Source organism: Paraglaciecola sp. 20A4 (assembly GCF_011378905.1).
GTDB lineage: Bacteria > Pseudomonadota > Gammaproteobacteria > Enterobacterales > Alteromonadaceae > Paraglaciecola.
The window spans coordinates 209,669-232,080 of record NZ_WTPY01000004.1; the positions used below are offsets into that span (position 1 = coordinate 209,669).

At 43.9% G+C, this 22,412-nt stretch carries 17 protein-coding genes; 6 read left to right on the forward strand and 11 right to left on the reverse strand.

Features of this window, described 5'->3' with window-relative positions:
- Positions 1 to 252: 252 nt before the first annotated feature.
- Positions 253 to 855, forward strand: coding sequence for a DUF4202 domain-containing protein (locus tag GQS54_RS06820; RefSeq protein ID WP_166423333.1), 603 nt, complete (start codon positions 253 to 255; stop codon positions 853 to 855).
- 9 nt (positions 856 to 864) lie between these two features.
- Here the strand turns inward: GQS54_RS06820 and GQS54_RS06825 are convergent, their stop codons facing one another.
- Positions 865 to 1,803 carry an AEC family transporter gene (locus GQS54_RS06825; protein ID WP_166423258.1) on the reverse strand — a complete coding sequence of 313 codons (939 nt, stop codon included), beginning with the start codon at positions 1,801 to 1,803 and terminating at the stop codon, positions 865 to 867.
- Positions 1,804 to 2,131: 328 nt separating this feature from the next.
- On the opposite strand from GQS54_RS06825, the gene GQS54_RS06830 reads away from it, so the two are divergent.
- The gene (locus GQS54_RS06830; RefSeq protein WP_166423259.1) at positions 2,132 to 4,270 is read left to right on the forward strand and encodes a M3 family metallopeptidase; all 2,139 of its coding nucleotides are present in this window, start codon (positions 2,132 to 2,134) and stop codon (positions 4,268 to 4,270) included.
- Positions 4,271 to 4,393: 123 nt separating this feature from the next.
- Here GQS54_RS06830 and GQS54_RS06835 read toward each other — a convergent pair whose 3' ends face one another.
- Positions 4,394 to 5,701, reverse strand: a complete 1,308-nt coding sequence (locus GQS54_RS06835) for an amidohydrolase (protein WP_166423334.1) — start codon at positions 5,699 to 5,701, stop codon at positions 4,394 to 4,396.
- Positions 5,702 to 6,327: 626 nt separating this feature from the next.
- On the opposite strand from GQS54_RS06835, the gene dgcN reads away from it, so the two are divergent.
- Positions 6,328 to 7,332, forward strand: coding sequence for an N-acetyltransferase DgcN (gene dgcN, locus GQS54_RS06840; RefSeq protein ID WP_166423260.1), 1,005 nt, complete (start codon positions 6,328 to 6,330; stop codon positions 7,330 to 7,332).
- 30 nt (positions 7,333 to 7,362) lie between these two features.
- Positions 7,363 to 8,382 (forward strand): N-acetyl-D-Glu racemase DgcA, encoded by a 1,020-nt coding sequence (dgcA, locus tag GQS54_RS06845; RefSeq protein ID WP_166423335.1) that lies wholly within the window; start codon positions 7,363 to 7,365, stop codon positions 8,380 to 8,382.
- 132 nt (positions 8,383 to 8,514) lie between these two features.
- Here the strand turns inward: dgcA and GQS54_RS06850 are convergent, their stop codons facing one another.
- From GQS54_RS06850 to fadR, 9 genes are all read right to left on the reverse strand, one after another.
- A complete protein-coding gene (locus GQS54_RS06850) occupies positions 8,515 to 9,642 on the reverse strand; it encodes a HupE/UreJ family protein (RefSeq protein WP_166423261.1) in 1,128 nt (375 codons plus the stop codon).
- Positions 9,643 to 9,647: 5 nt separating this feature from the next.
- Positions 9,648 to 10,754 carry a hypothetical protein gene (locus GQS54_RS06855; protein ID WP_166423262.1) on the reverse strand — a complete coding sequence of 369 codons (1,107 nt, stop codon included), beginning with the start codon at positions 10,752 to 10,754 and terminating at the stop codon, positions 9,648 to 9,650.
- A gap of 70 nt (positions 10,755 to 10,824) precedes the next feature.
- On the reverse strand, positions 10,825 to 11,361 hold the full coding sequence (locus GQS54_RS06860) for an Ig-like domain-containing protein (protein ID WP_166423263.1): 537 nt from the start codon (positions 11,359 to 11,361) through the stop codon (positions 10,825 to 10,827).
- Positions 11,362 to 11,371: 10 nt separating this feature from the next.
- Positions 11,372 to 12,919: a DUF4331 domain-containing protein gene (locus tag GQS54_RS06865; RefSeq protein ID WP_240919852.1), complete on the reverse strand. Its 1,548-nt coding sequence runs from the start codon at positions 12,917 to 12,919 to the stop codon at positions 11,372 to 11,374.
- Between the two features lie 199 nt (positions 12,920 to 13,118).
- A complete protein-coding gene (locus GQS54_RS06870) occupies positions 13,119 to 13,856 on the reverse strand; it encodes an anti-sigma factor (RefSeq protein ID WP_166423265.1) in 738 nt (245 codons plus the stop codon).
- Positions 13,853 to 14,383 carry a sigma-70 family RNA polymerase sigma factor gene (locus GQS54_RS06875; protein WP_205967653.1) on the reverse strand — a complete coding sequence of 177 codons (531 nt, stop codon included), beginning with the start codon at positions 14,381 to 14,383 and terminating at the stop codon, positions 13,853 to 13,855. Before GQS54_RS06875 ends, GQS54_RS06870 begins: the two co-directional genes overlap by 4 nt.
- Before the next feature lie 221 nt (positions 14,384 to 14,604).
- On the reverse strand, positions 14,605 to 16,530 hold the full coding sequence (gene mdoH, locus GQS54_RS06880) for a glucans biosynthesis glucosyltransferase MdoH (RefSeq protein WP_166423266.1): 1,926 nt from the start codon (positions 16,528 to 16,530) through the stop codon (positions 14,605 to 14,607).
- 43 nt (positions 16,531 to 16,573) lie between these two features.
- Entirely contained in the window at positions 16,574 to 18,283 is a 1,710-nt protein-coding gene (locus tag GQS54_RS06885; RefSeq protein WP_166423267.1) for a glucan biosynthesis protein G, read from the reverse strand.
- An 831-nt stretch (positions 18,284 to 19,114) separates the two neighbouring features.
- Positions 19,115 to 19,825, reverse strand: coding sequence for a fatty acid metabolism transcriptional regulator FadR (fadR, locus tag GQS54_RS06890; protein ID WP_166423268.1), 711 nt, complete (start codon positions 19,823 to 19,825; stop codon positions 19,115 to 19,117).
- Positions 19,826 to 20,070: 245 nt separating this feature from the next.
- Here fadR and nhaB point away from each other — a divergent pair, with 245 nt between their 5' ends.
- Positions 20,071 to 21,651 carry a sodium/proton antiporter NhaB gene (gene nhaB / locus GQS54_RS06895; RefSeq protein WP_166423269.1) on the forward strand — a complete coding sequence of 527 codons (1,581 nt, stop codon included), beginning with the start codon at positions 20,071 to 20,073 and terminating at the stop codon, positions 21,649 to 21,651.
- Positions 21,652 to 21,728: 77 nt separating this feature from the next.
- Positions 21,729 to 22,244, forward strand: a complete 516-nt coding sequence (dsbB, locus tag GQS54_RS06900) for a disulfide bond formation protein DsbB (RefSeq protein WP_166423270.1) — start codon at positions 21,729 to 21,731, stop codon at positions 22,242 to 22,244.
- Positions 22,245 to 22,412: the final 168 nt, after the last annotated feature.

The following is a 22,412-nucleotide window of genomic DNA, read 5'->3' on the forward strand; positions in this document are numbered from 1 at the left end:
AACTCACTTAATTTTTTAATCCTTATTTTTAATCCTGTTTTTGACAAGGTGAAGGCCACGGCAAACATGCATTATTCATGTAAGCCTTGGCCTTTTTCGTTAAGTAATGCGTTGCTGAGAATAAGCCTAATTGCCCTGCCCTTTTACTCATTGAACGCCGTTGCTAAAATCCGTACGCAAAGTGGTTCAATTCAGGTTAAAATGTTGGTTAACATCCTATTTTTGCGCCACTTCATCCTCTCGGAGAACACCATGACCCAAGCCGCTTTTGAACAAGCTGTCAATCTTATCGATAGCGCCAACAGTGAAGATCCTAATGTTGAGCAAGCAGAAGGGAAAGATTGGCCCAAAGAGCTATTGTATAGTCTGCGCATGTCCAACATGTTAGAACGTTATAGAAGTGATGCTGATCACGTGGTGAAATTGGCTATTCGCGGTCAACACATTCAGCGTTGGCAGTCGCCTCGCAGTGCTTACCCGATGGATCGTGAGGGCTATCATAAATGGCGTAGCGATCTTTATGTGTTTCATGCTGATAAAGTCGCAAGCGTCATGGCCCAAGCAGGTTTTAATGAGCAAGATATTGAGCGAGCAAAAAATGCTGTCGCCAAGGTAGGCATTAAATCAAACCCAGATACTCAACTACTTGAAGATGTCGTTGGGTTAGTATTTATTGAACATTATATGCTGAATTTTGCCGCTAAACACCCCGAGTACACAGAACAGAAATGGATTGATATCATCCGTAAAACCTGGGCAAAAATGTCTCAAGACGCCCACGCATTCGTCCTCGCTGGCAAAATAACCCTGCCAGAATCATTAACCCCAGTGATTTTAAAAGCCGTGCAAGGTTAAGTTGTATTTCTAAACCCATCCTAGGTAATGCAATAAAAACAGCCCAAGGGTGGTGCTAAACATTGAAAACAAGGTACTACCGGCAATGATCGCGGCGGTTAAATGATGATCGCCGCCTATCGCTCGCACCATAGGATATGCAGCTGCCGCGGTGGGCGTTGCCATCATAATATACAACACACCCAGTTCTTCATTTCTAAAACCACATAAGTAGCCAATAACCGTCGTTACCAGCGGGATAAATACTATCTTGCTAGCAATAGCGATATATAGCAGTTTTGATGCTTTAAACTCTTGTAATCGAATTGAAGCCCCCACACAAAGTAACGCTAGCGGTAAGGTCATCTGTGCTAAATAGCTACCCGATTCATACAGTAACTCTGGCAGTTGAATCGGCACAAGCGCCACAATAATGGCTAATACAATCGCAATCGCTAATGGGTTTTTCAGCACACTTAAAGCGACTAACTTCATTGAAGCGGTAGCCGACTGATGGTAATAAAGCGTCAAAATTGAGTACACATTATACAAGATAACAATGGCGGCTAAGTACATAGAGGCCAACGCTTGTGCCGACTCCCCAAAAGCACTGACACACAGGGCCAACCCAATTATCGCCATATTGCCTCGACATGCGCCTTGAGCAAATGCCCCTCTTGCTTCTTGCTGTTTAATATTTAAGGCCAAAAGGTTAAATAACAAAAATATGGCGGTGGTAGCGACAACAGCAAAAATCAATAAGTCACTAGGGGCCGTGACACTTAAATCAGTTTTAGCGATATTCACGAATAAAAGACACGGCAATGTGACGTTAAATACTAAGCGAGAACCTACAATAGCAAATTCTTCATTTATCCAACGAATACGTTTAAACACTATCCCCAGCACAATCAATAAACTAATAGGCAGGGTAACTTCAATAGCAAACAGCAGTGATTGAATTGGCATAATAAAGCAGCATTCCCTTGGCAAGCAAAGTTAGTTTAAAGAAGCATAAAGGCACAGAGTAAGGGCTATTTATAAGCCTTGCAATTGAATAGCTTAAAATCTATTAAAAACAGCATGTTAACAATTAAGATGTTTCATCTGACACACTTGTTACAAATACTCGCAATTTAAATGCGTTATTTGCACCAACGCTTACAAATTCTCGGTCTGAAAGGATTGTTAGCGATACAAAAGGCTTGTTAGAGTACTCTGGATTTATATGCCGACCGTATTTTATTTTTCCCCCCCCAATTTTGGGCATGGCATACCACCAATTTATGGAGTTCTAATGCGTATTTCAATTATTGCCGCTGCCGTCGGTGCGACCCTTGTTTTAGGCGCCTGTTCGAGTAATGTAGTTAATCAAAACCAAACCGATACCAAGCAAGTAAAAACGATGCAGTCACCCACTAACAATATATTGATGAATAAAAGCCCCCTAACCTACCAAGCTCCTCAATTCGACAAGTTGAGCATCGATGATTATGAGCCTGCTTTTGCTGCTGGTATAGCCGAACACAATGCACAAATAGCGCTTATTACTAAGAATTCATTAGCCCCAACGTTCGATAACACCATTGTCGCCATGGAGAAATCCGGTGAATTGCTAACAAGAGTAAGTAAAACTTTTTATAACCTAGCCAGCGTGATTTCAAACGACGATTACCAACGAATTGAAGCAGACATGGGCCCTAAGCTAACCGCTCATGAAGATAATATTTATCTTAACCCCACTTTGTTTGCTCGAATTCAAACGATTGATGCTAACAAAGCGTCGCTAAACCCGCTGGATCAGCGTTTAGTTGAGCACTACTACAACAACTTTGTTCGTGCTGGCGCCAAGCTCAATGATGCAGATAAAGCGACTGTACGGGAAATTAACGGCAAACTTTCAACCTTGGCCACTGAATTTTCACAAAATATTCTAAAATCTTTTAAAAACGATACTATTGTTGTCAACGATAAAGCACAGCTTGCTGGCTTATCTGAGAGTGAAATAGCAAGCCTTGCCAGTGCAGCAAAAGAAGCGGGGAAAGAGGGCTACCTAATTACATTGGTTAACACCACTCGTCAGCCTATTTTGGGTAGTTTGGAGAATCGAAGCTTGCGTAAAAAAATCTGGCAGGCTTCTTCTCAGCGTGCCATGAGCACAAATGGCCCAGTGCTTATCAAACTCGCACAACTGCGGGCTCAAAAAGCAAAATTACTCGGCTACCCAACATGGGCAGCTTATGTAACCGCGGACCAAATGGCTAAGAACCCCGCTGCTGTTTACGACATTCTTGACGATCTAGCCCCTAAAGCCGTTGCCAAAGCCGAAGTAGAAGCTCAAGCCATTCAAGATCAAATTCAAGCCAGTGGCGAAAATTTTAGTGTTCAACCGTGGGACTGGGCTTACTATTCGGAAAAGGTGCGTAAAGCGAAATACGACCTTGATGAAAGTTTAATTAAGCCTTATTTCGAGCTTGACCGGGTATTACACGATGGCTTGTTTTTTGCGATGCAAAAACTTTACGGTATTACGTTTAAAGCACGCAAAGACTTACCTGTTTATCACGATGACGTGCAAGCATTCGAAGTATTTAACCAAGACGGCAGTAGCATTGGTTTATTCTACTTTGACCCTTATGCCCGCGAAGGCAAAGGTGGTGGTGCTTGGATGGACGAATTCGTCACGCAAAGTGAACTACTTAAACAAAAACCTGTGGTATATAACGTACTGAATATTCCTAAACCAGCCGCTGGGCAGCCGACGCTGCTCACATTTGATGAAGTCACGACACTATTCCACGAATTTGGCCATGCTGCTCATGGTCTATTTTCACAAGTTAAATACCCAAGTTTGGCTGGTACTGCCACAGCCCGAGATTTTGTCGAGTTCCCTTCTCAGTTCAACGAAGACTGGGATATCAACCCAGAAGTAATCGCTAACTACGCTAAGCATTATCAAACTGGTGAAGCCATCCCTAAGCCTTTACTCGATAAACTGCTTGCGGCGCATCACTTCAATCAAGGCTTTGATACCACTGAGTATTTAGCCGCAGCGTTAATTGATATGGAATGGCACTCAATTACCCCAGACACCAAAATTGATAATGTCGCAGACTTTGAACAAAAAGCGTTGGCCAAACACGGGATTGATTTCGCGCCTGTTCCTCCTCGTTATAAATCAGCCTATTTTAGTCATGCCTTTGCCGGTGGCTACTCAGCCGGGTATTACGCGTACTTGTGGACCGAAGTGTTTGCCGCAGATGCATTTGCGTATATGGCTGAACACGATGGATTAAATCGTGAAAATGGTGATAAGTTCCGCAATAGTGTTTTGTCATTGGGTAATAGCAAAGATTTAATGCAAGATTATATCGATTTCCGTGGTAGCAAACCGACAACTGACGCGCTATTAAAACGCCGTGGTTTGATTAATTAAAAGCCCTAAAGCTACACAACAAAAGTACAACCAATAAAAAAAGCCCTGTGAAGAAATACTATTCACGGGGCTTTTTGTTTCTAGCGTTTAATTATTAATGAAGCGTCATAATCTGGTACGCCGCTATTTTTTGGCCAGGATATTTAAAGCAGCTGTGGTCAACGCTTCAGTGGCGGTCTCGATAACGGCATCCGCTTGCGGAGCCCAATAAGGGCTATGCAAAGACGGCAGTGACGTGCCATTTTGTTTGGCATCTTTCCAATCCGCCTCTTTCACCCCTCCTACCCAAAAAATCAAACTCTCGATATTTTTATCCGCTCGGTAGAAACGGCTGAAATCTTCACCGCCCATAACAGCAGGGGTTTCCACTACACGCTTCTCACCAAAACGCTGGGTAAGTACATTTGCCATTTTCTGAGTAAACTCAAGCGTGTTATAGGTTGCCGGAGTATATTCGTCTTTAATCGTGACCTCAGGCATCAATTTTTCAGGTATACCAGCTGTGATCGCCTCGCCTTTAGCGATACGAGCAATACCATCCAATAACCGTTGACGAGTTTCGTCAGAGTAACTACGGACGGTAAGTAACAGGGTTGCCTGATCAGAAATTATATTATGCTTAGCACCAGCGTGGAAGCTACCTACGGTTACCACTGCAGGATCTTGCGGATCTGTCTCACGACTGACTAACGTTTGCAGCGCACCGACAATGCGACTTGCCAATACAATAGGATCTTTCGTGGTGTGCGGGTAAGCGCCATGACCGCCCTGACCTTTTACAATAATATCAACGCTGTCTACATTGGCCAAAGCAAAGCCTGGGGTATAGCCAATTGTGCCTGCTGGTAAACCAGCTGAGTCGTGAAATGCTATGGCATAATTAGGTTTAGGGAAACGTTCGTATAGGCCATCCGCCAACATATCTCGGGCGCCCTTACCGCGTTCTTCTGCTGGTTGCAGGATCATCACCAAGGTGCCAGACCATTTATCTTTCATCGTAGTCAAGGCTTGCGCCGTTCCTACCCAGCTGGTCATGTGAGTATCATGCCCACAGGCATGCATAACGCCTGATTCAATCCCGTCTTCAGTGGTGGCACGTACCTTTGAAGCAAATGCTAAGCCTGTTTGTTCGATAACGGGCAAGCCATCCATGTCTGCGCGTATCATCAAAACAGGTCCAGGGCCATTTTGAAGCACCGCAACGACGCCAGTACCGCCAACTTTTTCAGTTACCTCAAAACCCAAATCACGGGCTTTTTTGGCAAGTTTAGCGGCGGTATTGACCTCAAAACCACTCAGTTCTGGGTGTGCGTGCAAATCTTTGTACAAAGCCATTAATTTAGGCATATCAGCACTGACCTTATCACTCACACTATCAGCACTTGCACTGGTGCTTAGTAATGCACTGCTAAGTAACGCAGCACTGAGCATTGACAAGCTTAATAGCGTTTTTTTCATAGTCGGACAGCTCGTAATGCTGTTATGACTGCGAGTCAAAATTTGCGGTGATTTCATATGCACTCCTATATTGTTTATTGGTGTTATTTATTATAAAGGTCTTAGCTCCGAGCTAAAAAAGTCTTTTGGCTCAGCCAGATAGATAAATTAAATGGGTATTGTGAGCCACACGTTAGCATGAAATAAGCGCAACGAGCTAGCCGAGCTCGCAAGTTCTAAAAGCCGCGTTTAATAAAGGCGTTTCACCGTGAGTATCTTTAGCTCAACTAATATTGTTGTATTGGGCCGCATAAGTATCTCAACCAGCGACATCGCTTTTGCGTCTTTTGCAGGCACTTCGGGTATGTTAATTGCTGTGATGCATTTGCCAAACTGACTGTTATTAATAGCCATTCAGGGATTTTCGCCTTATTTTTAAGCAAAAATCAACAAGTGAAAAAAACACATAACCTAAGGTTATACCCCTGCAATACTTAGTCATTTTATTTTCCCTGCTAGCGCGCTAGCATATGCCATATTCAGCACGCTCTATTAAAACGTGCATTTTATTTACATACAGCATATCTAATCACGATGCGCTCTTTTAAAAGGTAATATCCATGGTTCTTCACGCTCCTTATTTACTGTTTATTGGTGATGCCACCGATGCACTTTCTATTAAAATGGCGCAAAGTGTCGCTCATTGGCGCCCAGAGTTGTGTGTGGGTGAGCTCAGCGTGGAAGGCTGTACCGTCAGCACAGGCCTGCAAAAATTAAGCATTGAAGAAGGCGCTAAACAAGGGGCCAAAAGTCTTGTTTTGGGCTTCGCCAATAGCGGTGGGATCTTAGACAAAAAGTGGTTGCCATTAATTGAACTCGCTATCAAAAAAGGTATGCATATCGTCAGTGGTCTTCACCAAAAATTGACTAGTTACCCTGAGTTAGTCCAATGCGCCAAGCAATACAATGTTGAACTACTGGATATACGCCATCCAAACCCGCAATTTAATACAGGTACAGGCCGTAAGCGCTCGGGCAAACGCCTGTTGACCGTGGGCACCGATTGCTCCGTGGGTAAAATGTATACCTCCTTGAGCATTGACCAAGCCATGCGTGATCAAAACATTGCGGCTGATTTTCGCGCTACGGGCCAATGCGGCATATTGGTAGCAGGAGAAGGTGTGGCGATTGATTGTGTGGTAGCTGATTTTATTTCTGGTGCCGCAGAGTCACTATCGCCCGACGCGAGTGAAGATCATTGGGATATTATTGAAGGTCAAGGTTCTTTGTCTCACCCAGCTTTTGCGGGTGTCAGTCTGGGTTTACTGCATGGCTCTCAACCCGATGCATTGGTGATTTGCCACGCACTGAACCGCACACACATGCGTGGTTTGCCAAACACAGCTTTTCCCAGCATTGAAACAACCATTGCACTTAATTTGCAAGCCGCACGTCTTACGAACCCTAACGTCGTTATCGCTGGTATCAGTGTAAATACCTCTGCGGTCAGTGTAGAAGAGGGCCGAGAAATTTGTCAGCAGTTAAGTGAGCAATTTTCACTACCTTGTGTGGATCCGCTTCGTGATGGTACTGCCGCTATTGTCGACGCTCTCGCAGCGCTTTAGCCGTTAATTAAGAATACTGGAGTGAACAAGATGGGTTATCAGGTCAAGGCATATCAACAAGCGTTTCCCCTTAAAAGTGTTTTTCGTATTGCTCGGGGCGCGAAAACCCAAGCTGATGTAGTGGTCGTCACGCTAAGTGACGAGGCACATACAGGATGGGCTGAATCGGTACCTTATGCTCGCTATCAAGAGTCCGTTCAAAGTGTGCTAGCGCAAGTCAACGAAGTAGCAAAAAGCTTAGCCGATTTTGAGGGTGACGTATCTGGTATATCGGCGCTGATTAATACCCTGCCTTCTGGCGCGGCACGTAATGCTCTAGACTGCGCCCTATGGGACTTAAAAGCTAAAAAACAGGGTAAATCAGTAGCCGATATGCTGTCTTTAAATACACCTGCTCCTTGCGTCACCGCACAAACCTTGAGCATTGATACACCTGAGGCTATGGCCGAAGCAGCGAAAGCACTTGGCCACCCACCAATGATAAAAGTGAAGTTGGATAATCAAGACATTATCACCAAAATGTCGGCCATTCATCAGGCCTCCCCTGACAGCCAATTTATTGTCGATGCCAATGAAGGTTGGTCTATTCATGATTTAAAAGCGTGCGGCGATAGCTTAAAAGCGTTGAACGTGGTGCTTATTGAGCAACCTTTACCGGCCGGTGAAGATGAAGACCTACTTCATTATTCTTCTCCCGTTTCCTTGTGTGCAGATGAGAGCTGCCATACTCGAGAAGAACTTAACTATTTAAAGGATCGCTACGACGTAGTAAACATTAAACTTGATAAAACAGGCGGTCTCAGTGAAGCATTTTTACTCGCCCAAGAGGCGCAAGCCATGGGATTTGAAATAATGCTGGGTTGTATGGTAGGTAGTTCACTTGCCATGGCGCCTATTTCACTGCTAACCGATTGTGCCAAATACGTTGATTTAGATGGCCCGCTATTAATCAAAACTGACCGTGAAAATGGTTTTGATATTAACGAAGGCGTAATGCAGCCGCTTAAAAACATGTTATGGGGCAGTCCCGAAAGCCAAATTTCGCTTTAGTGGTTAGCGGATAATCGCTTTTGCTAAACGACAACGTTTTAGCCATCATGTAACCCAAGGCCGAGTATTTTATATAACAAAAATACTTAGCCTTTTCGTAGACGATGAGATCACGTAGTCTTTGTTACATGCTTAAAAGCGTTCAACCGCCCAATTTAATGCCACCAGCGCAATGACAATAGAAGCCCCAGGCATCAACCATTTGCGATACAGTGCCGTTTTTCCCAACATAATAAGCACAGGTAATGCAACCAGCACGATAGCTAACTGGCCAATTTCGACACCGAGGTTAAATGCCAGAATCGATAACAACTTTTGATCCCCAGGTAAACCAAGTTCACCTAACACACCTGCAAAACCCATTCCGTGCAGTAAACCAAAACCAAAGGTTAACCAACCCAAACGCAGAATAAGCGGCTTGATGTTATTCAGTGCAGCAAATAGCACTGAAACCGCAATACCGAACTCAACCCAACGACTACTTGGTACTAACCAACCTACCGCGGTCGCTGTTAATGTAACCGAATGCGCCAGCGTAAACGCACTCACAATCCAAATGGTCGTGCTAAGTACTTTTTTTAATTCTGGGTTACTCTGCCAATGTCCGTCTTTGCGAATCAGTACACAAGGCAACAGCAACGCCAATAAAAATAAAATATGATCGGTACCAATCAAAATATGAATGATCCCCTGATGCACAAACTCCTTAAAGGTTATCCAACCGCTGCCATCAGCCAACTCGACCTTAATGTGCCGCTGTGAGTGACTCAGGACAAAGCTCTGGGTGTTGTCTTTGTCACTGATGTTTACCACCACTTCATGACTGTCGTCTTTGTCGAATATTGCGCTGTAATCGATACTAAGCGTGCCCTTTAGAGGGCATTGTGCACTGAAGTCTGTCACAGCATAAACGGCATCAGCGTGATCTTCTAAGCGCTCTAAACCTTGGAATTGCGTGGTACAGGCTGCCTGTCCACGACTAATATGCATATGCTCTGCTAAATAACTGGCGATATCGGCCCGCCTATTTGTCACCTCGCCCCAGGTGAGTTGACCATTTTGGTCAGCATCTAGGCCCAAAACCAACTCTAAATCCGTTAAGCCCAACTGCCACTCACCGATAATACGTCCACTCTGATCTAGGGTGGCAATGATGTAACCTGTACTAAGTTGGTGGGCGGTAATGGGCAAACTAATTAGGCTAACCATGAATCCTAAAGAAATAAATAAGGATCTGATCTTATTATGGTTATTCTTCACTACTATTATATTCCTGCTGGCTGTTGGGGTTCATCTTGCGTGTTATATTGTACGTTCATAGCACGCTCTAGCAAGCGTTTATCTGCATCGAGTCGCGCGTGTTGCCAGTTAATTTTGGCCCAAAAAAGTGCTTTTTTGCGATCCGGTGAAATGTCCAAGTAATAGCGCGCTATGTCAGCGGCATGAGCGGTGTCTTGACGTTGCAGGCGCACGCTAATCCGCTGGGATAAACGCTGAGCCCATACGTGTGTCTTTTTGCTTATCTGCTGCTCAGCCAACGCCAAGCGCAGTAATAATGCATCATCGAAACTGTCAGCCTGCTCAACAATCGGACCTAGGATTTTCATTACCTGGTGAGCAGAATCCTTTGCAAGTTGAATATCGGCCCATAACACCAGATAACTCACGGGTACCTGTGTTAAATCAAATGCTAACAAATGCTTCAATGCAATGTCATACAACCCTTGTTTAGCCGCCAGTTCGGCCAAAATCTGTGTCAGCCAAAGTTGCTGCTCAATTTCAACATGACTGCCTGATGACCTGTTTTGCATCAGACTTTGCAGATGAACATAACTCACCTCAGCATTATCGCTTCCCTTTCCCTCTTGTGCATTTACCTCCAAAGCACAAGCGCCGCTTATCCATAACTCAGTGACACCAAGCAGTTGCAGACACGTGCGCTTTGCTTGGGCTAAATTGCCCTGAACTAATAATATATTGGCCTTTAATAACAGTGCAGAAGCGTGATTTGGTTCGAAACGTAATATGTCGTTTAACAGTATGATGGCTTTATCGAACCTGTGATAGTGCTGGGCTATTCGTGCTTTATAAAATAATAATTGGCGATCTTTGGGGGATGTGTCGAGCAATTGTTCGGTTAATGCACTGGCTTGTCCATAAGAGCGACTGGCTAAACCGGGCATATTGGCTTGCGCTAATAAACTGGCCACTTTCTCCCGCGGAGAGTCAATTTGTATTACCGCCGTCCACTTAGATACCACAGTATCTAAAGATGTTGGCACATAACTTTTGGCACTTAAAGATGTGTTTATAAATAGCAAAAACGACCCAAAGAGCGTTATTGCACGTATGGCAGAAACTTGCTTATTCACCTTTAATATCTCCTTGAAGGGGGGCCTTCCTTGGCGCTGTCAAACGGTTGATTTGTACGTAAACTATTTTTCAGTTAGGCAATAGATCGTTGTAAGCATCAGGGTCGTCCGCATCCTGAGTAAAAGAACGGCCATTTGTAACCAGCGGCTCGTCTTGTGACTGCTGAGCGAAAGCAGCTCTGCTTTGTGTGTTAAACGAGACCGTTAGCGCTTCAATGGTGATATTCACTGTGCCACTGGCAGATTCATTAATTCCATCATTCACCGAAAACGTAAAACTATCACTGCCCGTTACTTCTGGATTCGGTTGATAAGTAAAGTCACCGTTATCACTAACCATTACGCTACCCTGTGTGGGCGCCTCGCCCAAACTAAATATCAAGCCGTCGCCATCGTCGTCGGTGGCACTGAGCATGTCCGTAATCGCGATCTCAGTCTGAGTAGTTAAATCCAAAGACACAGCATTGGGTGCGACATTTTTGTTGTCATCGTCACTGCCAAAATTACAACCAGCTAAGATAACCGTTACCGCCAAACCGAAGCTTAAGACTTTTAATTGGCTCATACCTGTTTGGTGAGGCAGTTTTCTGGTTTTTTTGTTGCTCATTTTATGCTCCTTATTCTGCGCCAGAACCTGATAGTGGCATCGCTAAATAGGGAAAGCTTGTTTCCATCATAGATGCATTATTAGGTGCGCCATCCGTAAAGGGCACATTACCAACACTGGCATCTTCAGGCGCACACAAACCTAGGTCTGTATCTGTGCCGTTAACTGGAATGGGATAACATAAACGCCCCATTACCACGCGAAGTGCAATATCGACCACGTCATCGCCTGGACGACGACCATTTGGGAATCCGGCTAAATCATCACCTGCCACTCCAAACGGCGACTGCATATCAGCTGATTTGGCTTCGATTGCGGTATTCAAACGTAGCATTTCAGATGGCGTAACCATTGCAAGCTGATTCACACCTTCAAAACCCGTCAAGAATGCCGTTACCAAATCGGTACGTGGGAAGTTAGTTGGAGCTAGAGTCTCAATTTCAGCGCCTAAGGTTGTGTTAACCGCATCTTTAAATAAGATGTTGAGCAACGCTGGTAATGTTGGATGAGTAACGTAATCAGCAAATTGCCCATCGTCTTTTGGCGCAGCACTTGAGAATGTATCTTTATCAGCAAGACCGATAACCAATTCATTGACTAAAGGCGAACCCAAACGCGACACTTGTGTCATCGCGCCACCATTTACCTCGGTATTATCGAAACTGGCATTTGGATTTAAAATACGTGCTTGTGGCAAGCTCGCAGTAGTCCATGCACCTATGCTGCCGTTACCCGAACCAGTCAAACAAGATTTAGGCACTTCAATGGCAATGCTGGTGACATTTTTACCCGCTAAATCGTCGTTGTCCGCAGATTGCGTAATACCATCTGGGAATCCCCCCGCATCTCCAGCACTCGGTGCGCTGTCTCCTTCAACGGGCACAAAGTTAACTAAATCGAACACTTTACCTAGGTTAACCGTGAACGCATCTTTGCGCTGACCAACGAATATTTTCGCTGGGCTATCGCATCCGGGTATGGTCGCGCTGTATACAAAGCTATCTGCGTAGGCCTTGTATTGTTCAGCGTTAGCAAAGGTTTTATTACCGATGTAATCAAGTGGCTTACCAAAGCTTGCACTACCTGACGTATCGTTCATTACCGAAGCACTCGTACCTGTGCGCATGGGGCCTGTCACCAAATTAACGGTGTAGTTCTCCGTGAAATTGGCATTCGTTTGATCACCAGCACTGACGCTTCCCACATTTTTTAGTGGTACGCCTACTGACTTTTGTGCACCTCCAGGGCCGACCATAAGAGCAACACCCGCATTGTCATTAGGCAACGACTGGCTAAAATTAAACGTGAAGCTCATGTCTTCTAAGGCATCACCATCGTTATCAATGTGGATCGCATACATAGCAGCAGGATCCATGGCGAAATAATTAGGCCCTCCGTAGGCATCTTGTAATGGAATATAATTGGCAATCAGGGTTACGTAGTCGCCGCGGCCTTCCTCATAACTGTTAAACGCGTAGAAATCGGTGGAATCAACTGTTGGCGTGCGTGTGACGTTAGGTGCCTCTCTGTGGCTAGAAGCTTGTGTTGCGTGACTCATCGATAGACTGAGTATGGCAGCGGTAATCAATGTTAATTGTGGTTTATGCATGACATTTCCTTTTTATGTACCTGTTGAATTAAATTAAACGGGTAAGTCAGGACACTGGATGCAAGAACACTAAAAAAAGATTAAAAAAAAGCGAAACCGCCGTTTCGCTTTTTATAACATACTGAATTTTATTACTTGAATGCTTAAATTAAAGAAGCACTAATTTACTTGTATATAATACCTCAGTCGGTGCACCAGTCGGTGAACCACCTAATGGCTCTATACTAACCGCCAATGCTGCAATATTGATCCGTGCGAACAACGCCGGCTTAGCCAAAATAAGCGCCCCGCTTTTGGGCAACAATCCTAATGAAATGGGTGCACTCCCGTCTTCGGGCACGATCCATAACTCATAATCCGCGTCGAGTTTCGCTTGCAGCGCTTTGGTGGCCTGTACTGCAATATTTTCATCGGTGATCTCAACACTCCACAGCAGATCTGTTTGTTGATTACTGAACATGGCTAACTGTTTTACTTCAGGGGTAGGCGCAAGCTCCATCTGAACCAATAACACCGCAAGCACCAAGGCGGCAGCTGATGCTAATCCCGCTAAGCTTTGCCATATGCGCGGCTTCCTAGGCGCAAGCGGTATTATTTCAGCTTGTTTATGTTTATCGTCTTGTGCAGGGTTGACTGTGCCCGTCGCCGAAGATTGACTGAAACCCAGGCGCTGTTCGATTTTATGCCACACATCTTCGTCAGGCGTTACGTCTGCCAATTGTTCACCAAGGGAGTTTAAATACAGCTCCCAGCGATTAACCGCTTCGCTAATATCGCTAAATTCCATCATAAGCCGACTAAAACGTCGGCGAGCTGGGCCTCTTAGCGTACCGAGAACATACTGAGCTGCAAGGGCATTATATAATTCAGGGTTTAGATAGTTCATAGCTTTAAACACCTTTGGAGTGATTGTAATCCTCGGCGTATCCAGCTTTTAATGGTCCCCAAAGGAAGATCTAAATGGGACGTTACTTCTTGATGGGACATACCGTTAAAATAGGCTAAGTGAATAGCTTGCCTTTGTTGTACGTCCAAGGCTCGCATGCACTTTTCCAACAGACCTTGTTGGGTTTCAGTCATCGGTTCGCCAAAGGACGGTGATGCCGCATCATTGTCTTCGAAGTCTTCTTCTTTGCGAACAGCGTGATAGCGTATTATATCCAAAGCGCGATAACGAGCGATGCTGATCATCCACGTTAGCACGGTACCTTTTCCTACTCGGTACTGAGAGGCATTGTGCCAAATTCGTACATAGGCTTCTTGCAAAGCTTCTTCCGCTAACTCTTTGCGCTTCAGCATTCTAAGGCTAACGGCGTATAGCTGTTTGCTTGACGCTTGATAAAGTTTGGCGAATGCTGCCTTATCACCTTGCGCCGTAGCACTGAGTAAGTTGAACATCGGATCTTGTGTCATATCGTCCTTTGCTATTGGTTTTTGCACAATTAAGACTGGGTAATACTGTTAAACTACCCACATGATAAAGTAGATTCAACTATTGATAATTATCGGCGATTTTTATAAAAAAATGCCGGCCATAAGGCCGGCACAAAGCGCAGTGTTACTGGTTTATCGGACCAAGGTTAGTCTGATACAAGGGCTTATCTCACTGAGGTTCTGCGCTCAGTGAGTCTAGGTTAACTGTGCTTGTTTTCACTCGCTAAGCCTTGAGTGGGTAGCTCCACACTTGACGATAGAAAAGCAAAACTCTGTTCTGGCATATCTTGCCAATTTTCAGGGGGCATAGGCGACGTTGATAACACAATTTCGTCTTGGCGCTGCATATTGGCCAAACGGATCCTCAGTTTTCTCAGTGCTGGTACTTCCTCTACTTCACTGGGACTAACAAACATACCCCAACTGCGACTAAGCTTGCCCAAATACAAACTACTGGAAAAACGTATAATGGGCGCAGCTAATAATAAGCCAAATAGCACTGGAGCCAACCACCAAAATAGAATGGGCGTTAATGCTAACGTTACCGCGCCCCAGCCTATAGCGATGGCACTGGCTACCCATGTACGTTTAAAGGCTTCTTTCCAAGGAACCATACGCCCTTCTCGCCCTTGGGCATCCCAACTTACGTTCTTACCAATTAACACATTTAAGACGAAATACGCGTGGTAAAACATCATTAAAGGAGCTATAACAATGGCGACAACGGCTTCAATTATCGCACCCGATATAAGCGCTATTCCGCCCCCAAATTGATCACGACGGCGGACTAAAGCAACGATAGCACCCAATAATTTCGGTCCAAGCAGCATAATGGCAGTGGCACTGAGCAGCATGATTATGTAATCGGTTTTAACGACGGGCCAAGCGGGAAATAAAGAATAATTCGAAGCGAAGAATACTTTGTCAGATGTAGCTCGCACTACCGCGTCGATAGTACTTAGCACTAACATGACTAACCAAACGAGTGACGACATATATGCCAAGGCACCAAACAAAAAATGCAATCGGTTGACGGTGTGAAGGCCTTTACCGTTTATGATGCCTAAATGCTGAATATTGCCTTGAACCCAACGTCTATCTCGCGTAGCGTAATCGATAATATTACTGGGTATTTCTTCGTAACTCCCTTCCAAGTCAGCTAATAATAATACATCCCAACCGGCTCTTCGTAGCAGCGCAGCTTCAACAAAGTCATGGCTTAAAATATCGCCACCGAAAGGGGCTTTGCCGCCTAAGGTGGGTAACCCACAATGTTGAATAAAGGCATCGACACGGATAATGGCATTGTGTCCCCAATAGTTAGCACTATCGGTTTGCCAAAAGGCCTGTCCTGTGGCCAGCATCGGGCAATACAAACAAGAGGCAAATTGCAAAAAACGACCAAATAAAGTTTGCTGACGAACCGGAATAGGTACAGTTTGGATTAAACCTGACATGGGGTTTTGTTGCATCGCTTTAACCAGCGTCAACATACACTCCCCCGTCATAATACTATCCGCATCAAGTACGATCATCGAATCATATTGGTAACCCCAGCGTTGACAAAAATCAGCAAGATTACCTACTTTACGATGAACGTTTTTTTCACGACGGCGATAATAGATATTTTCAGATAAGTTACCAACCCTTTGGCACAACTCATGCCATGCAGTTAGTTCTGCTTGCGCCATATCTGGGTTTTGCGTATCGCTAAGCATATAAAAGTCAAAATGCTCAAGCTGCCCAGTGTTTTCTAAATCCATAAGACAGGCTTCGAAGCCAGCCATAATACGATCTGTGTCTTCATTGTAAACAGGCATAACTACCGCGTGTCTATTCTTTATGGCCACTTTATCCACCTGACCAACGCTGTGCTTGTTACGACTTAGCTTGAGCGGGTCTATATCAAAAAGTTGCAATATAAATCCAATGAACGCACTCCAAAATGCCGCCGAAATCCACAAGAATGTAATGCTGAACAACACTAGCAACACAACCTCTAACGTGGTGACGCCACTCTCAGAGAAAATTTCGTACATCATCCAGCTACCAGCAATGGAAGTGATAAATACCATCACAGCATATGCCCATTTGCGGGCTGCTTTAGCTTTTATATCGATAAACATAGTTCCACCCTCACTGTTATGTTGATTGCCCCTAAAGGCAGAATCACTCGACCTCATTGGCGCTCCAAACGTAATTCCACACTTCACTGATTGGCTCATCTGAAAGCGTTAAGTACAAGCGCATGTCAATAGCTTCATTACTGTCAGGTATCAACTTAAACTGTGCCCGCCAGGTCGTCTTATCAGGCAACTGCATGACTTCTAAATCTTTGAACTTACCAGACGACAAAGTTAAGTGTGGCTTTAAGCGGATTGTCTGGCCTAAATTAGCAAACGCGTCAGCGCTGAAATCCACAACCATTTGTCGTTCACTTTTACTCGGCGCATTATCTTGCCCCGGTAATGCAGCCCAACTATTAAATACCCGTGTCACCCGACCAGTGACGTCTTCATTGAGTCCCCCATTGACAGTTTTTACGGTGTAATCAAATTCACGCATTTCGCCCTTTTTGAATGGCTTCTCGGGAACCCAGTAACTAACAATATTGTCATTGGTTTCAGAATTGGTTGGAATTTCGACTAACTCAACTCGACCTTTACCCCATTGATTATCAGGCGTTATCCACATACCAGGGCGAGCATAATAGTTCGCTTCTGTATCTTGATAACTAGTAAAATCTTGGTCTCGTTGCAGCAAACCAAATCCTTTGGGTTGATTGTCTTGGAGAGACGTTACGCGCAAGCCTTTGGGGTTATTCAACGAGCGCCAAATCCACTCTCCGCGTGAGGTGTGCATAGACAAACCATCGGAATCGTGAACCTCAGGTCTGAAGTCATCAAATTTACGTGTATCGTTCTCGCCACTTAAATACATGCTGGTAAGCGGAGCAACACCAAGTTTTTTCACATCTTCACGAGCAAAAACGGCACTCTGTACATGCATAACAGTGTTCAAGCCGGGTACCAGTTCAAAACGATAAGCACCGGTAACTGACTTACTGTCTAATAAAGCAAAAAATACTAACTTACTATCGTCTGATTTTGGCTCTAAAACCCAAAACTTAGTAAACGAAGGAAACTCTTCACCACTTGCCTCTGCCGTATCAACCGCTAAACCACGGGCAGAAATCCCAAATATCTGCCCTGGCCCAATTAAGCGAAAATAAGACGCTCCTAAAAAAACAGCTACTTCATCTTTATAGTCAGTTGTCTTTAACGGGTAATGAATTCTAAAACCGGCAAATCCAGCGTCTTTAGGCACTAACCCCTTAAGGGGCGCGGCATCTTTTTCGTAAATAAAGCGGTCCGTTTCAAACAGCATATTTTTAGTACCGCTATTATCGTCGACCACTTTTATTCCAACGGGCGTTCGGTAGAGAAAGCCAGGATGAAATAATTGCATCTCAAATTTAGCTTTGTCTTTCCATTGCGCTTTCTCGGGGTTAAAACGAATAGCACGGTACTGCTGATAGGTCATATCCGCTAATTCAGCAGGTAAATTTTGATTGGGTTGCACGTACGGCTTTGCTGCTGCGGCTTTCGCTTGCTCTGTGACTAAGTCGAACACCCGCTCTTCACTGGTTTTAACCACAACGGGCACAATCACGTCTTCTGCAACCGGCTGGACTTTTTCGGTAACCGGTTTGACCTTCTGCTCTTTGCTATTGATAGGCTCTTGCACGGGCGTCTGCGTTTGGCTAGATACGCCGACACTGACCACTAAAAACACTAAACCGGAGAGACGCGACAATCTATTCCACTGACATACTCGTGTCTTGGGATGCTGCTTATTGAAGGAATTCTGGATTCTCATTGGGCTTTGACTTCCTTTGCTGATTTGTAGCGTTTCAATACACTGGGCATAACTTGTGTGTATGAATTTGCAAATTTCGATCCAAAAATCAGATTTGTGCCAAACCAACCCAGTATTAGACAAAAGTATAAGAAGTCGTTAACCGAATTCTGATGGGTACTGAAATGCAAATTGCGTTGCCGGGCAGCCCGTAATAAGCTAATTTATTATTTCCATTTTAAATTATTAAAAAGGACTCAGACTGCAAGTAATATAGGCAAGCGGCGATAACAGTAAGATTAGATGCAACGAATTTAGCGATAAAAGACAACCTTCAAAGCCATGCTATAAGCTGAGAATAACCTAGAGAAATAGGAATTAAAAAAAGTGTGAAAAACTAACAGGTATTATTATCCGTCGCAAAATAGTCCCGCCTATAAGACTTTGTCAGTAAATCTGCACAAGATTAGGGTTAAAACTGTTTCTTTTTACTGACACCCGTTAATTTCGATAAAAAATCACATAAAATTCATTAGCTTAAGCCTAGCTAACGGATTATTTTGATTGTATTTTTTGAGAAACAATTTGGTCTGACGCTCGGTATACTGCCATATGAATGAAAAGCATCACTTAGATAGATTTTCCCAGGATTTGTAATTTTTACCGCTTAACGAAATAACGTCATTATTGCTAATTTTATTGGTCACGAACGATTAGATTGATGTAAGTAACGACACTGATAAACAGCTGTGTAGGTCAGATTAATGTAAGCCCCCTTGTGAAAACAAATAAGCCGCATAAATTGCGGCTTATTGTGACGATTTTATTTACGTAGATAACTACACAGTGATGTTAGTCCGCTATACCTTTTGGCATATCGTCACGTATCTCATTCCATAATTTGCCACTTTCAATTCCATAATTACGAATAACTAACGGCACACTTTCATAGTCGCCTTGTTTGGCAAGAGATAACAATTGTTTGTAGTAACCTTGGGTTAATACACGGCATTTTTCACTTGAGAAATAATAGCCCCCAATGCGTGAGTATAGACCTTTAAAACCATTCATCATAAGCACGTATACTGGGTTACCCGAAGCAAACGCAAGGTCGTGATTTAACTGGTAGTCATTTACCGCAATGGTGACTGCATCACCTTCAACATCAATATATTTTTCGAGGATCTCGATCGTCTTCTCGGCATTGTTACGTATGGCGCCGCGAATAAACACTGCGCTTAAATTAGTGCGCGCAGCTAAAAGGTGATCAACTAGTTCAGATATACCTTCTTCGTCTAGACGAGCCAAAGTCTCTAGAATATTTAGTCCTGAGGTCTCCCAAAAATTGTTCACTTTGGTCGGCTTACCATGTTGAATGGTTAGCCAGCCGTCGCGAGCAAGACGTTGTAATACTTCGCGTAATGTAGTTCGGGTTACCCCGATTAATTCTGATAGTTCACGCTCAGCGGGAAGAATAGTACCTGGAGGAAAACGACTACTCCATATAGACTCAACTATGTACTCTTCGGCAAATCCAGCGGGACTCTGTGCCTTATAAATCATTTGATTGCTCGCAAGTTTATCAAGATTATTTTGTTATAAACTGATTGTACCAGATGATTTTTATTGGGAACAATGAATCTTTAACAAGTTGTTAAGTTATATACTGACTGTCACAATCAATAAGTAAACTTTTAATCACTTTATTTAAGTTAAATGTAGCTAAGCATGCGATTTCCCTTGCATTTTTCGGTTACAAATTTTACAAAGTAGTTATAAAAGCTAGAAAATTTTAAAGGTTTCAATCTATGCAACAATCAATCGTTAGTGCTGTTTACAGCAACTTTTTAGGCCAAGCCCCTGAATGGTATAAAAAATCTATTCTCGCATTTCTTATTTTCAATCCGATTTTATTTATATTGGACCCTTATTTAGCTGGTTGGGCATTAGTTTTAGAGTTTATATTTACTCTGGCGATGGCGTTGAAATGTTACCCATTGCAACCAGGTGGATTATTGCTCATCGAGGCGCTTTTTATTGGCATGACCTCCCCTGAGCACATGAAGCACGAGATTGTCGTTAACATTGAAGTAGTGTTACTGCTGGTCTTTATGGTCGCTGGTATTTACTTTATGAAAGACATGCTGTTATTTATGTTTACCAAGCTATTGCTTAAATTAAAGAATAAAATCACGCTGTCCATGGCCTTTTTGGCAGCGTCAGCGTTTCTGTCAGCCTTTCTCGATGCCCTAACGGTGGTTGCGGTTATTATTGCTGTGGGCATGGGATTCTATTCCATCTACCATAAAGTCGCTTCAGGCAAAGACTTTCACGCAGATCATGACCATACCAGTGATGACCATGTGGCTCAGCCCAAGCGTCAAGACTTAGAAGATTTCAGAGCTTTCCTTAGAAACCTGATGATGCATGCTGCAGTCGGCACTGCCCTTGGCGGTGTTATGACGATGGTAGGTGAACCGCAAAATTTAATTATTGCTGACAAAGCGGGCTGGAATTTCGCCGAATTTTTTGTGCGTATGTCACCCGTAACTATTCCGGTATTTTTCGCCGGTATTGCCACAACTTTTATGTTAGAAAAGCTTAAGTTGTTTAGCTACGGTGCACAGTTACCCACAGTAGTGCGCGAGATATTGACTGCTCACAGTGAAGAACAAGAAACAACCCGTACCAAGCAAGACACTGCTAAATTATGGGTTCAAGGATTTATTGGCGTCTGGTTAGTTATCGGTCTCGCAGGTCACTTTGCAGCGGTTGGCTTAATTGGCTTATCGATCATTGTATTAGCGACGTCTTTAAATGGTGTTATCGACGAGCATTCGATTGGTAAAGCATTTGAAGAAGCCTTGCCCTTTACCGCCCTGTTATGTGTGTTCTTTGGTGTTGTCGCCGTTATTATCGACCAGGGATTATTTACGCCTGTAATCGATTGGGTACTGACCTTCGAAGGCCGCTCTCAACTGGTGATGTTCTATTTAGCCAACGGGGCGTTATCTATGGTCAGTGATAACGTATTCGTTGGCTCGGTTTATATTACTGAAGTAACCGCCGCATTAAACAATGGTCATATCACGCGTGACGAGTTCGACATGTTAGCCGTAGCCATTAACACAGGTACTAACTTACCAAGTGTTGCTACCCCTAATGGACAAGCAGCATTCTTGTTCTTGCTAACCTCAGCAATTGCACCGCTATTGCGTTTGTCATACGGTACGATGGTCTACATGGCACTGCCTTATACGATTGTACTGACCATCGTTGGTTTAGCTGCGACCTATTTTGGCTTAGCTGATTTAACGTCTTGGTTGTATGATATGGGCTTTATTCAGCATCACAGTGCCACGATAGGAGCTGCCGCAGTCGCCCACTAAGGCTGTATTGGCTTTGAAAGCACCGCCTTAAAGCGGTGCTTTTTTGTTTTTGAAGTGAATATTTTAAGAGTAATACCATGAATTATATTTCAAATTTAACCGAGAACCGTCTTGCATGGAGCTTGCTGTTTTTATCGACTCTAGTGTTAGAGGCTTATGCATTATTTAGTCAACATGCTATGGATTTACAGCCCTGTATTATGTGCATTTATCAACGAACGGCAATATTCGGGATCATGTTTGCCTGTATTCCCGTGTTGATAACGAATAATCTACTCACGCGATTACTGGCCTTTACCCTATGGGGAGTGTCAGCTATTTGGGGTGGGTTAATCGCATTTGAACACTATGATATTCAAACTGCGGCTAATCCATTTTTCGCCACCTGCGAGATCGTGCCAAACTTTCCCTTTTGGTTGCCATTACACGAATGGTTACCCAACATATTTGCTGCCACTGGCGATTGCGGGAATATCGATTGGCAATTCATGGATATGAGCATGCCTCAATGGATGATGGTCGTTTTTGCCATTTACAGTGTTATTTGGTTAGTGGTGCTATTGAGCCGATTAGCAGTAAAGCGTGCGCTTTAAACAGCGATTTACATCTTAATCAAAGGGAGCACATTGCTCCCTTTTTATATGCAGCACAAGATAGTTGTACTCAATCTTAGCAAACTCAATTTTACGGGTTGTAGAAAGACGGGGCACAATCCTGCAGTTGCCCACGCAGATAAAAGCGCTTTTGCTTAAATTGACACT

Bases quoted from the DNA above. Each gene is read 5' to 3' on its own strand.
- dsbB (WP_166423270.1), top strand. From the start codon at position 21,729: ATGAATTATATTTCAAATTTAACCGAGAACCGTCTTGCATGGAGCTTG.
- GQS54_RS06830 (WP_166423259.1), top strand. From the start codon at position 2,132: ATGCGTATTTCAATTATTGCCGCTGCCGTCGGTGCGACCCTTGTTTTA.
- GQS54_RS06885 (WP_166423267.1), bottom strand. From the start codon at position 18,283: ATGAGAATCCAGAATTCCTTCAATAAGCAGCATCCCAAGACACGAGTA.
- GQS54_RS06870 (WP_166423265.1), bottom strand. From the start codon at position 13,856: ATGAACTATCTAAACCCTGAATTATATAATGCCCTTGCAGCTCAGTAT.
- GQS54_RS06860 (WP_166423263.1), bottom strand. From the start codon at position 11,361: ATGAGCAACAAAAAAACCAGAAAACTGCCTCACCAAACAGGTATGAGC.
- mdoH (WP_166423266.1), bottom strand. From the start codon at position 16,530: ATGTTTATCGATATAAAAGCTAAAGCAGCCCGCAAATGGGCATATGCT.
- dgcA (WP_166423335.1), top strand. From the start codon at position 7,363: ATGGGTTATCAGGTCAAGGCATATCAACAAGCGTTTCCCCTTAAAAGT.
- fadR (WP_166423268.1), bottom strand. From the start codon at position 19,825: ATGATTTATAAGGCACAGAGTCCCGCTGGATTTGCCGAAGAGTACATA.
- dgcN (WP_166423260.1), top strand. From the start codon at position 6,328: ATGGTTCTTCACGCTCCTTATTTACTGTTTATTGGTGATGCCACCGAT.
- GQS54_RS06865 (WP_240919852.1), bottom strand. From the start codon at position 12,919: ATGAGTCACGCAACACAAGCTTCTAGCCACAGAGAGGCACCTAACGTC.
- nhaB (WP_166423269.1), top strand. From the start codon at position 20,071: ATGCAACAATCAATCGTTAGTGCTGTTTACAGCAACTTTTTAGGCCAA.
- GQS54_RS06835 (WP_166423334.1), bottom strand. From the start codon at position 5,701: ATGCTCAGTGCTGCGTTACTTAGCAGTGCATTACTAAGCACCAGTGCA.
- GQS54_RS06875 (WP_205967653.1), bottom strand. From the start codon at position 14,383: ATGACACAAGATCCGATGTTCAACTTACTCAGTGCTACGGCGCAAGGT.
- GQS54_RS06825 (WP_166423258.1), bottom strand. From the start codon at position 1,803: ATGCCAATTCAATCACTGCTGTTTGCTATTGAAGTTACCCTGCCTATT.
- GQS54_RS06820 (WP_166423333.1), top strand. From the start codon at position 253: ATGACCCAAGCCGCTTTTGAACAAGCTGTCAATCTTATCGATAGCGCC.